Source organism: Sorangium sp. So ce693, from assembly GCF_051521375.1.
Classification (GTDB): Bacteria; Myxococcota_A; Polyangia; order Polyangiales; family Polyangiaceae; genus Sorangium; species Sorangium atrum.
This window is the reverse complement of sequence record NZ_CP150347.1, coordinates 560,040-572,093: the sequence shown is the minus strand read 5'-3', so window position 1 is coordinate 572,093 and position 12,054 is coordinate 560,040. Positions and strand designations below refer to the sequence as shown.

The following is a 12,054-nucleotide window of genomic DNA, read 5'->3' as shown; positions in this document are numbered from 1 at the left end:
CCGCCCGCGCCCCCGGCGCCGCGCGAGGAGCCACCCCAGCGCGCGCCGACGTATCCGCCCTTGCAAGAACAGAAATCCGGCGAAGGAGATCCGCGCGCTCCATCGCCGCCGCGCGGTTGACGTCCGGCAGCCGCCCACCTTAAAAGATGTGGCCATTTTGCACCTGGAGACGCCCCGCGAATGAATCCCACGTGGATGCTCACATTGCTCGTCGGCCTCTTCGCCGCCTTTGCGTGGAGCGCCAACCGGCGTTGGCAGCTCCTCAAGGTCGGGCGCGGGGAAGACCGGCTCGACCGGATCGCCGAGCGCCTCAAAGGCACCTGGGAGTACGCCTTCCGGCAACGGAAGATGGGTTACTACCCGCTCGCCGGGCTGGCGCATAAGCTCATCTTCTTCGGATTCCTGGTTCTCCTGCTCCGGACGCTGATGCTGTGGGGGCGCGGCATCGACCCGTCGTTCGACCTGTGGATCCTGGGGCACGAGCCGGTGCGGCTCCCGGGCATCGGCGCGGTGCCGCTCGGCGGGATCTACGAGTTCGTGAAGGACGTCATGGCCACGCTGGTCGTGACCGGCGCGCTCGTGTTCATCTACTACCGGGCGATCAAGCGCGAGCGGCGCATGACCCTGTCCGGCGAGGGGCTCCTCATCCTCGGCATCATCGTCACGATGATGGTGAGCGACATGCTCTATGACGGCGCCTCGCTGGTGCTCCACCACCGCTGGTCCACGGCGGCGTGCGGCCCCGCGGACGCGGCGCTCTGCGAGCGCGTCGCCACCGTGACGGCCCCGTTCGCGGGCGTCCCCGCGGACCCGGCGGCGCTCCGCTGGCACCTGTTCCCGGCCCCGGCGGGCTCGCTGTTCGCCGTGCTCCTGAGCGGCGCCAGCCCGGGGACGCTCGTCGTGCTCGCGCACATCGGGTTCTGGACGCACGTCACGCTGGTGCTCGTGTTCCTGAACCTGCTCCCGCACTCGAAGCACTTCCACATCATCACGTCGATCCCGAACGTCTTCACGCGCAACATCGAGGCGCGCGGCCGGCTGCCGCTCGTCGCGGGCAGCGCCGAGGCGATCGGCGAGATGGTCATGAAGGCGGCCGAGGAGCCCGAGAAGGCCGCCCCGGTCGGCGTCGCGCGCATCGAGGATTTCACCTGGAAGGCGATCCTCGACTTCTACACGTGCACCGAGTGCGGCCGCTGCAGCGACAACTGCCCGGCCCACAAGACGGGCAAGATCCTGAGCCCCAAGCAGCTCACCCTGGACCTGCGCGATCACCTGTACGGCCGAGAGGGGGAGTTCATCAACAGGCCGGGCGGCCCGCGAGGCGGCGCCGGCGACGGCCACGCGGCCCCGGCGGACGGGCAGGCCACCGACGGGGCAGCGGCGCAGGACGGCCAGGCGGCGGAGACGCAGGAGGGCGCCGAGCACGCGGAGCAGGCGGCGCCGGAGAACCCGGTCCCGATCCCCGAGGTCGCGTACAAGCCGGTCGACCTGGTGGCGAACGTCGTCCATCCGGACGTGCTCTGGGCCTGCACGACGTGCCGGGCCTGCGAGGAGCAGTGCCCGGTGATGATCAGCTACGTCGACAAGATCGTCTCGATGCGCCGCCACCTGGTCCTCGTGAAGGGCGAGTTCCCGGCGGAGCTCGGGAATCCGTTCAACGCGATGGAGGTCAACGGCAACCCCTGGAACCTCGCGCGCCTCGACCGCGGCAACTGGGCCGAGGGGCTCGAGATCCCGACCATGGCCGAGAAGCCGCAGGCCCCCGTGCTCTACTGGGTCGGCTGCGCGGCGAGCTACGACGACCGCGCGAAGAAGATCGCCCGCGCGACCGCCAGGCTCCTGAAGGCCGCCGGCGTCGATTTCGCCATCCTCGGCCAGGAGGAGACCTGCACCGGCGATCCGGCGCGCCGCGCGGGCAACGAGTACCTCTTCGCGATGCTCGCCGAGCAGAACGCCGCGACCCTGAACGGCTACAAGGAGCAGGGCGGCATCCGGAAGATCGTCACGACCTGCCCGCACTGCTTCAACACGCTCGCGAACGAGTACCCCGACTTCGGCGCGAAGTTCGAGGTCGTGCACCACACCGACTTCCTGCTCGGCCTGGTCGCCGAGAAGAAGCTCGTCCCCAGCAAGCCGGTCGAGGGGAAGGTGGTCTTCCACGACTCCTGCTACCTCGGCCGCTACAACGACGTGTACGAGCAGCCGCGCGACATCCTGAAGCGCATCCCCGGGCTGCAGCTCGTCGAGGCCGAGGGGTGGAACCGGCAGAAGGGGCTGTGCTGCGGCGCCGGCGGCGCGCAGATGTGGATGGAGGAGCAGAACAAGGACCGCGTGAACGTCAAGCGGACACTGCAGCTGCTCCAGACCGAGGCGAAGACCATCGCGACCGCCTGCCCGTTCTGCCAGACGATGATCACCGACGGCCTCAAGGATCAGTCCAAGGAGGAGTCGATCCGCCAGCTCGACGTTGTCGAGCTGCTCGAAGAGAGCTGCGCTCTCGACCGCTCGGCCGGCAGCCGCTCGGCCGCCGCCCCGGACACCGCCGAGACGGCTGCGTCCGCCAGCGCCTGATCCCGCCGAATTCCGTCACTATTGCACGCTGGAACGGTACGTCCTGCGGTCCATGACGCGCCGTTCCAGCGCGTTCGCCCACATGTGCGCCCTGGAGCAAGCCTGATGGTGTTCAGGCGCAGCCTTCTCGTGCGTCCCGTCTCGGCCTGAGCTAGATTCGGCCCTGCCGCCGGAGGTGGATGTGATTGAAGGCGCTCTGAAGGGGACCCCGAACCTGGACCCCTGCCCTACGCCGGAGGGGACCGCAAGTGCGGATTACCGGCTCACAGGGATACTGGCCCATCCGATTTGCGTCTCGGTCGACGCGATCGCCGACAATGCGCTGCGCGCGCGTCAAGCAGCCTCAGGCGCAACCGAGCACCGCTGCGACGTGTGCGACAGGGCCATCGCGGGCGAGCCCCACGGGCGCGGCCTCTACGTGTGGTCGCGCGGCGACGAGCTCCGGTTCGAGGAGCCTGCGCTGTGCTGCCTCTGCTCGGTCGCCATCGGGATGACCGCGCTGTCCGCCTGGAACGTCGAAGAAGAAGAGGGCTGATCGCCCGCGGCCTGCGCCGAAGGCGCGGGCCCCACCGCCCTCCGTCGCCCGCCGGACGGTCACCGCACGTCAGAACGCTTCGCCGATCGCCAGGTTCACGGCGATGGGCAGCACATCGAACAGCTTGCCCGGGTGCCGCTCGTCCTCGGGCCAGCCTGCGGCTTCTGTCTCATTGCAGACACCGAGCACCTGCAAGCAGGGGATGCGGTAGCCGACGTCGAAGCGCAGCGGTCCGACCGGCGTGACGTAGCGCAGCCCGAAGCCCGCCGAGAGGTGCAGGCGCTGCGCTCCCGAGCGGAACAGCCGGTGCTCCCGGGTGACATCGCCGGCGTCGGCGAAGATCACCGTACCGAAGCTCTCGCCGAGCGGTATCCGCAGCTCCAGGCTCGTCTCCCACAGCAGACGGCCTCCGATGGGGACCAGCGGGGCCTCCTCGTCGGCGCTGCCGCCGGCTGTCAGGCTCGGCACGCGGGCGTGCGGGCCGACCTCGTTGTACCCGTATCCGCGGTTGCTGGTCGCGCCTCCGCTGAAGAACCCACGGAACTGCATCAGCTGAAGGTCGGCCCCCACGTCTCTCCGGCAACGGTCCCTGTCCACGCCGGCGAGGGCGTCGCACTGGGCAGGATCCACGGAGGCGTCGCCGTAGTCGCCCGTGAAGAGCCACCCGGTCATCAAGCGGAAACCCAGGGTCCATCTCCTCGAAACAGGGAAGTAGGCGCGAAACTCGGGCTGAAGGCGGATGTCGTGCGCGGAGTGAAACCGCTTGTCCCGCTCGTCCTGCGCCTTCTCGCCGACCAGGGCCTCCGCGATCGCGGTATCGAACCCCAGGTAGCCGGCCAGCTGCGTGTCCAGCGCGATGTAATAGCCGTGATGGGGCGTGACCCTGTCGGGCTTCCCCGCCTGGTTCAGGCGGCGGTCATAGGACACCTGCGCCTGGAGGTAAGGGATGAAGAGGGTCCCGAACCCGGAGGGCAGCCGCGCCGAATTGTAGGTGAACGGACTGTTCAGCTGGACGTTGTAGAGGAGGGCCGCGTTCAGGTCCGATTTCAGGAAGGGCCGCTCGACGCCGATGGACCCGACGTACTCGCGGTAGCCGACGATCGCGTGCTCCGGAGCCTCCTGGGCAGGACTTGGTGCAGCTCCTGACTCCCCCTCGCCGCCCTGCTTGTCCGGCTTGGTGCAGAACTCCCCTGTCTGGGGGCAGTAGAGCTTGAACGAGCCGCGCAGCACCGCGGCCGTGCGCCGCTCGATCGCCCCGGGCTGGCGGAGCTCGGACCGGAGCTGGATCTCCGGCAGGAGGCGGAACGTGTCCCCGAGCTCCTTGCCGAACAGGTTCGAGAACTCCACCGGATAAAAGACGAGGCCCGGCCGGGCCTCGACGCTGAAGCGGCGCAGCCCCCCGAGGAAGTTGCGATCCTCCCACCCGGCGACGAGGTGCGCCTCGACGCGCGAGCCGACCTCGGCGCCTCCGCCGAGCCTCACGGCGCGCAGCGCGGACGGCTGCACGGAGAACGTCACGGGGACGACCGGGTTCCTGGGCTGTCCGGGCGGCGCGAGCTCGGGCTTCACGGCGACCGCGCCGAACACGCCGAAGTCGGCGAGCGCCTGCTCCGCATCCGCCAGCTCCGCGGTCGAGAAGCGCTCGCCCTCCTCGATGCCGATCGCGGTCCTGACGGGCGCCTCGGGCAGCTCGCCGAGCCCCTCCAGCTTGACCTTGCCGAACCTGCACTCGGGGCCGAGCTCGATCGTGTAGCGGATCCGCGCCTCGTTCTTCACGAGGTCGACGTCGACGTGCCCCTCCACGTTCGCGTAGGCGAAGCCGCGATCGGTGAGGACCCGGACCAGGCGCTTCTTGAGCTCGTCGTACCGAGCCTCGTCCATGCGCTCGCCGACCTTGAGCTCGCCCTTCGCCTCGGTCACCGGCCGGTCGATGTCCCTGCCCTTCTCCAGGGTCCAGTCCCGCCACGCGAGATCCACCGACGCGATCTTCACGGGCGCGCCCTCGGAGACGACGATGCGCACCCGCACGCGCCCCTCCTTGCCGGGGCCGCCGAAGCGCTGCACCCGCGCCGCCCGCACCCGCGCGCCGTAGAAGCCGCGCGCGCGGTAGTACCGCTCGATGCGGGCCAGGTCCCGCTCGAGGACGAACCGGTCGAACCGCTCGTACTCGACCGTGAGCGCGTCCCAGATGCTCAGGATCGGCACGGGCTCGAGCGCGCCGGCGAGGAGGCGCGAGCTCTCGGCCGTCGCGATCCGCGCGGCGAGCTCGTCGCCGCTGATCACCTCGTCGCCCTCGAACGAGACGTCCTCGATGGCGCACCCGCTGAGGTCGGGACGCGTACACGGCGGCGGTTGACGCGAAGCGGCACAGGCGGAGGCCCCGAACACGGCGAACATCACGAGCGCTGCGGCGATGGGGCGAGGCATCGGGACAACTGAAGGAGAACTTTCGGCTGTGCCGGCCGAAACGCAATCGCCCCGATGTGCGCGATGGCGAGGATTCAACGTTACGCCTGTGTTTTCGATATGCTGCGTCCGCTTCGGCCGCCGAGGGCCCGCTCCAGTCTGGGCGGCATTCGGAGAGCGGCGCGAGCGAGGGAGAGCCTACGAGATGGCAGAGCCGACGCAAAAGGAACCTGGTGCCGGTGGGTACCTGGGACATGGATTGCCGCACGAACCTGGGCCTCATGGGGTGCTAGCGGGCGCCGGCGCGCCGTCCGCGGGCCCCGCCCCCGAGGAGCGGCGTGGCGCCCTGAAGGCGCTCGTGGCGATCGGCGGTCTGGCGTGCGCCGGCGCGATCGCCGTACCGGCGGCGAGCTTCATCGCGGCCCCCGCCGCAGGCAGCGCCGGCGCCGCAGGCGGGCGCGAGCGCTGGGTCCGGGTCGGGCGCCTCGCGGACCTCCCGCCGGGCGAGCCGCGGCGGCTCAAGGTGATCGGCGAGGAGCGCGACGCCTTCACGGTCGCGAAGGACCAGATGCTCGGCGCGATCTGGGTCATCCGGGAGGGCGAGAAGATCCGCGCGATGAGCGCCACGTGCCCGCACCTCGGCTGCGGGATCGAGCTCAACGACGACAAGAAGAGCTTCAACTGCCCGTGTCACGCGTCACGCTTCGGCCTGTCGGGCGCGCCCGAGACGGGGCCGTCCCCGCGCGCCATGGATCCGCTGGCGACGAGGGTCGTCGACGGCTGGCTCGAGGTGGACTTCCGGCGCTACCGTGACGGGGTCGCCGAGCTCCAGGAGATCGCAGGATGAGCCTCGGCGACTGGCTGAACGAGCGCATAGGGCACCGCGAGCCGCTGCGCCGGTTCCTCGACGAGCCCATCCCTGGCGGCGCGCGCATCGGTTACGTGTGGGGAGGCGCGCTCGCGCTGCTGCTGCTCATCGAGGCCGTCACGGGCGCGCTGCTCATGTCGGCCTACGCCCCGAGCGCGACGACGGCGTGGGCCAGCGTCGCGCACATCAACTTCACCCTGCGCGCCGGGTGGCTCATCCGAGGCCTCCACTACTTCGGAGCGCAGGCGCTCGTCGTCCTGCTCGCGATCCACGTGGCGCGGATCGCGCTCCACGGGGTGTACCGCGCGCCGCGCGAGATCGGCTGGTTCCTGACCCTCGGCCTGCTCGGCGTGATCCTCGGCTTCGCCTTCACGGGCAACCCGCTCCCGTGGGACCAGGACGGCTACTGGGGCGCGCGCGTCGAGACCGGCATCATGGGCTCGGTCCCCGTGGTCGGGTCGTTCACGCAGCAGCTCGTCATCGGCGGGAGCTCGCTCGGCCACCTGACGCTGACGCGGCTCTACGGCCTGCACGTCTTCGTGCTGCCGGCGGTCATGGCCTTGCTGCTCGCCGCGAGCTTCGCGCAGTTCCGCAGGCACGGCTTCGGCGCGCCGCACGGCGCCGACCTCGGCAAGGCGGATCGGTTCTACCCGAAGCAGCTCGGCCTGATCCTGCTCGCCGTGGCGCTCGTGCTCGTCGTCGTGTTCGATCTCGCGGCCATGGAGCACGGCGCCCCGCTCGAGGCGCCCGCGGATCCCGTCAGCGACTACAACGCCCGCCCCGCGTGGTACTTCCGCCCGCTCTTCGAGCTGCGCAAGTTCTTCCCTGGCTCGCTGGAGCTCATCGCGACCGTCGGCCTGCCGGGGGTCGTCGGGCTGTACCTCGCCCTGCTCCCGTTCATCGACAGGAAGCCCGGCCCGCTCCGCGCGCGGCTGCCGGCGCTCGCGCCGCTGTTCTTGATCGGCCTCGGGGCCGTCGGCCTGCTGGGGAAGTCGCTCGTGAAGGACGCGAAGGACGAGGCCTTCCAGCGCTCGGAGGCGCAGAGCGCCGCGCGGACCGCGCGGGCGGTGGCGCTGTTCAAGCAAGGCGTCCCGCCCGAGGGCGCGCTCGCGATGCTCCGGAACGACCCGGAGACGCGCGGCGAGGACCTCTACAAGAAGGAGTGCGCGAGCTGCCACCGGCTGAACGATCTCGGCCCGCCCAAGGAGAAGCAGACGGCGCCGGATCTCACGGGGTTCGGGACGAAGGCCTGGGCGCTCGAGGTGCTCAAGGATCCCGACGCCGACCATCTCTTCGGCAAGACGGCGTTCAAGGAGATGATGCCGTCGGCGGTGAAGCCGCCCGCGGATCCCGAGGCGGCGAAGGTGTTCACGCCGATGAGCGCGGCCGACCAGGAGACGATCGCCGCGTTCCTCGAGGGGCAGGCGCGCGGGGAGCCCGGCGCCGGGACGCCCGGAGAGAAGATGGTCCGGCAGCGGTGCACGAGCTGCCACCGGCTCGACGGCAAGACCGACGACGAGGAGTCGGCCGCCCCCGAGCTCCGCGGCTGGGCATCGGTCGCGTGGATCGAGGCGCAGATCACGAACCCCGGCAGCGGCAAGGCCTACCCGCCCGCGGCCATGGCGAAGGATCTGGAAGGCCACATGCCGGCGTTCGAGGAGAAGCTCTCCGCGAGCGACCGGAAGGTCCTCGCCGCCTGGGTCTACCGCCGCGGCCGCGGTGAGTCCGGGACGACGGTCGCCGCCAAGGCGCCCGACAAGAAGCCCTGAGCGAGCCGCCCGCCGGCGCTCGCTGCCCCCCGCTCTCCTCCTCCCGATCACCCTCTCGTCTCGATGAGCGCCGCGGCGCGCGCTCGGCGCTCGCGCGGCTCGTGGACGCGCGCCGATCCGTTCGGGTCAAGGCGCGCGATCCGACAGGCGCTCGCGCGGGGCGCGCGATCTGCCAGGTGCGCGCGCGGGCGCGACGGGCCGGCACGCGCGGTGCTGCGCGTCCCGAGAGGGAGGGTCGGTGGCGACATTGTGCACGGTCGCCTCCACGCCGGCGTGCGCGCGGCGCCCGCCTCGAGCGCGGGCGGCGATCGAGCCCCAGAAAGAGCAGGACCCGTGGACCTGGATGCGGCTGTAAAGCACCACTTCCTGTGGATCGCGGGCACGATGATCGCGTCCGCCGCCTACTTCCAGGCGTCGGGGGTGTCTCACCTGCTCGGGAAGACGATCATCCCGGACAGAGCCGCCAGGCTCTCTTCCACGCCCCCTGCGCCTCACCGCGCGCTGCGCGACGGCCTCCACGCGACGAGCGCCGAGGCGATCCTGCAGCGCAACCCCTTCGACTCGGCCACGGGGCCGCTCCTCCCGCCCCCGGGCGGCGCTCCCGAGGAGCGCGCGCCCGTGGCGCACGGCGATCCGTGGAGCGATCCGACCTGCGACGCCGGACGCGTGGTGCTCATCGCGGCGTCGCAGGACGCCGCGTGGTCGTTCGCGGCCATCGAGGGGCCCGACGGGCAGACGCAGCTCCGCCGGCTCGGCGGCGACGCGGCGGGAGGCACGCTCACGCGCATCGCGTGGGACCGCGTGTGGATCACCGCGGGCGGCGCGCGCTGCCAGATGCAGCTCGGCAAGGCCGGCAAGCTCGGGAAGGGCGCGCGCGAGGAGGCGCCCGCGCCGCAGCCCCGGCCTCAGGCGAGGCCGGTCGGGAGCAACGACAACCTGAACGCGATCCCGCCGGAGATCGCCGCCCGCATCCGGCGGGTGAGCGCCACGGAGTTCAACGTCGACCGCGCGGCGGTCGATCAGATCCTCGAGCAGCAGGCGCTCCTCATGCGCTCCGCCCGGGTGATCCCGGAGCGGCGAGGTGACCAGGTCGTCGGGCTGAAGCTCAGGATCAGGCGAGGCTCGCTGCTGGAGACGCTCGGGCTGGAGAGCGGAGATACCCTGAGGTCGATCAACGGCTTCGACGTCACCGATCCCCAGAAGGCGCTGGAGGCCTACGCGCGGCTCCGGACCGCGAACCGCCTGTCCGTCGCGATCGAGCGCGGCGGACAGCTGATGACGGTCGACTTCAACATCCGCTGAGGACCTGCACCGGGCGCGCGCGGAGCTCAGCCGAAGGCGTCGACGGCCGCCCTGGCCGCCTGGCCCGAGAGCGACGGCGGCGCGACCGTCTCCCACCACGCCGCCGCGTGCTGCTCGGTCCAGTCGGCGTCCATGTGGAGCGCGGCGAGCCGCTCGGACAGCTCGCGCGCCGACTGCGGCCGCCGCGCGGGATCCTTCTCGAGGCAGTCGAGCACGATGCGATCGAGCGCGGGCGGGATCGCGCGCGCCGCGCGCTTCGAAGGCGCGACGGGCGCCTCCGTCGCGTGGAGCAACATCGTCTTCATCGACGTCTCGGCCTCGAACACGAGGGCGCCCGTGAGCAGCCAGTAGGCGACGCACCCGAGCGCGTAGATGTCGGTCCGGCCGTCGATGGGGCGGTCGCCAAGCACCACCTCCGGGGCCATGAACGCGGGCGTGCCGGTGATCGCGTTGTCCGCGGTCAGCTTGGAGGGGTCCGCGTCCTTCTTGCGCTGGGCCACCAGCCCGAAATCGAGCACCTTCAAGAAATCGAGATCTGCGCCGTAGCGGCACAGGAAGAGGTTGGCGGGCTTGATGTCCCGGTGCACGAAGAAGGCCCTGTGCGCCTCGTGGAGCGAGTGACAGGCCTGCCGGAGCAAGTGGACGACGCGCGCGGGCGGCTGCGGGCCGTCCAGCTTGACGAGGGTGTCGAGGTCCATGCCGTCGAGCAGCTCCATCACGTAGTAGAACGACCCGTCGCGGGCGACGCCGAAGTCGAAGATGCCGATCGTGTGCGGCGATCGGAGCGCGGCGGTCGCCTGCGCCTCGCGCTCGAACCGCGCCTTCGCGTTGCCGTTGCTCGACGGCTCGCCCTGGAACGCCTCGGGCCGGATCAGCTTCACGGCCGCGGGGCGGGCGAGCATCCGGTGCTTCGCCCGCCACACCTCGCCCATGCCGCCGCCGCCGAGCCGCTCGACGAGCCGGTAGCTGCCGAGCTCCCGCGCCGCGTCGAGCTTGCGCCCGAGCCCGAAGACGACGCGCGACACGAGGACGGAGAGCGCGAGCGCGATGACGCTCGGGAAGAACCGGCGGAACATCGCCTCGCGCGAGGGCGACTCCATGAAGCCCGAGCGGACGAGCACCCAGAGGCACGCCGGATCGGTGAGGATCGCCAGCGTCGAGGTGAACAGCGTGCGCACGCTCGGGGCGGGGACGATGATGGGGAACATGAGCACCCAGAGGGCCACCGGCGGCCATCCCGGCAACATCGGCCCCTCCGGCCACGGCTGCGCGTTGGTGACGACCGAGATCGACGCGGCGCCCAGGATCTTGTAGGCGAACGAGAGATCGACGATCCGCGGCGGCGACAGGAGCCCCCTCCGCGCGATGACGAAGAGCGCGGCCGAGACCAGCATGAACGGCAGGAAGACCGCGACGCGGATCGGGTAAGGGCCGAGCTCGAGGCCCGGGATGAGCTCCGACACGAGGAAGCCGAGGGCGCCCGCCACGATCGTGCAGAGCGCCATCCACGCGACGCGCCTCGTCGCCTCCTGCTCGAGGTCCGGGGGGAGGCGCGGCGACAGCCACTCCCAGCGCGACCTCCCGCAGGTCTTGCTGGCGTCGGGGCCGAGGAAGACGGTCTCGCTCATGGTGTCGCGCGCGAGGCCCACGGCCTCATCCGTTCTGCTCTAGGGGAGGACGCAGGCCGCGGGAATAGAAGAGTCGCGCGCGAGGCGCACGCCTCTCGGCATGCGCGCGGCGGCGCTCCTTGGAGTACGGGCGGACGCGGCCAGCCCGCGCGGGGGGAGCGTTACTTGATGAAGACCTGCGCGGCCGCGATCCCCGCGCCCTTCGTCGCCTTGAGGATCACCTTGCCCGGGCCGCCGATCGGCAGGGGGTTCTTCCAGCAGCCGGAGGCCTTGCCGCCGAGCGTCGCCGCGGCGCCGGTGGTGCTGTCCTGCGCGAGCACGACGGGCGGCAGCGCGGGCGCGGGCTGCGAGACGAGCTGGATGTCGAGCTCCTGGACCCCGAGGCCGATGCCGACGACCGTGTAGCACTTGCCGGGCGAGATGTTGATCTGCTGCTCGAGCGCCTGGCCCTCCTGGAACTGCCCCGCGAACGGCCCGCCGTCCGGCTTCATCCCCGGGGCCTCCGTCGTGCCCATCCCCTGCAGGATCGGCGTCGCGGCCACCGCGGCGACCGGCGGGATCGGCGTGGCGGCGGAGCCCGCGGGCGCGGCGGTGGTGGTGGGCGTGGGCACCGCCGTCGCCGGCGTGGTCGGCACGGCGGAGGCGCACCACTGGCCCGGAGGGCACGGGTTGTTCGGGTCGATCGTCGGCTCGGGGGTCGACGAGCACGCGAGCGCTCCGAGCGCGGCGAGGGAGAGCGGGAGTACGTGGAAGACACGCATCATGAGAATGCTCCTTCGATGGGCATGAGCTCGCCCGATCGCAGAACGAGGTGCCAGCGCTTCTTACACCGGCTGCGGTTCGACGTGTGGGTCGAGCTCACGAAGCAGCGATCTCGACAGTGCGCCGGGTGCAAACCCTGCGGAAACGGAGGAAACCGGGTGGGAGCGGTTGCAAGCGGATGCGAACGGTTGCAAGCGGTAGCAAGCAGAGTGC

8 protein-coding genes are annotated in these 12,054 nt (G+C 71.2%); 5 read left to right on the top strand and 3 right to left on the bottom strand.

Features of this window, described 5'->3' with window-relative positions; genetic code table 11:
* The first annotated feature begins 195 nt into the window (after positions 1-195).
* Positions 196-2,571, top strand: coding sequence for a (Fe-S)-binding protein (locus WMF14_RS02230; protein WP_437798537.1), 2,376 nt, complete (start codon positions 196-198; stop codon positions 2,569-2,571).
* 370 nt (positions 2,572-2,941) lie between these two features.
* Entirely contained in the window at positions 2,942-3,106 is a 165-nt protein-coding gene (locus WMF14_RS02225; RefSeq protein WP_157906386.1) for a hypothetical protein, read from the top strand.
* A gap of 69 nt (positions 3,107-3,175) precedes the next feature.
* On the opposite strand, the gene WMF14_RS02220 is transcribed toward WMF14_RS02225, so the two are convergent.
* Positions 3,176-5,533 (bottom strand): autotransporter assembly complex protein TamA, encoded by a 2,358-nt coding sequence (locus WMF14_RS02220; RefSeq protein WP_437798536.1) that lies wholly within the window; start codon positions 5,531-5,533, stop codon positions 3,176-3,178.
* 337 nt (positions 5,534-5,870) lie between these two features.
* Here WMF14_RS02220 and WMF14_RS02215 point away from each other — a divergent pair, with 337 nt between their 5' ends.
* The 3 genes from WMF14_RS02215 to gspC all read left to right on the top strand — a co-directional run bounded on the left by WMF14_RS02215 (position 5,871) and on the right by gspC (position 9,451).
* Positions 5,871-6,359 (top strand): ubiquinol-cytochrome c reductase iron-sulfur subunit, encoded by a 489-nt coding sequence (locus tag WMF14_RS02215; RefSeq protein WP_272097479.1) that lies wholly within the window; start codon positions 5,871-5,873, stop codon positions 6,357-6,359.
* On the top strand, positions 6,356-8,149 hold the full coding sequence (locus tag WMF14_RS02210; protein WP_437798535.1) for a cytochrome b N-terminal domain-containing protein: 1,794 nt from the start codon (positions 6,356-6,358) through the stop codon (positions 8,147-8,149). The genes WMF14_RS02215 and WMF14_RS02210 overlap by 4 nt, the downstream gene beginning before the upstream one ends.
* A 333-nt stretch (positions 8,150-8,482) precedes the next feature.
* Positions 8,483-9,451 (top strand): type II secretion system protein GspC, encoded by a 969-nt coding sequence (gspC, locus tag WMF14_RS02205; RefSeq protein ID WP_272097477.1) that lies wholly within the window; start codon positions 8,483-8,485, stop codon positions 9,449-9,451.
* A gap of 26 nt (positions 9,452-9,477) precedes the next feature.
* Here the strand turns inward: gspC and WMF14_RS02200 are convergent, their stop codons facing one another.
* Positions 9,478-11,100: a serine/threonine-protein kinase gene (locus WMF14_RS02200; RefSeq protein WP_437798534.1), complete on the bottom strand. Its 1,623-nt coding sequence runs from the start codon at positions 11,098-11,100 to the stop codon at positions 9,478-9,480.
* Between the two features lie 140 nt (positions 11,101-11,240).
* Positions 11,241-11,843 (bottom strand): hypothetical protein, encoded by a 603-nt coding sequence (locus WMF14_RS02195; protein ID WP_012232997.1) that lies wholly within the window; start codon positions 11,841-11,843, stop codon positions 11,241-11,243.
* Positions 11,844-12,054: the final 211 nt, after the last annotated feature.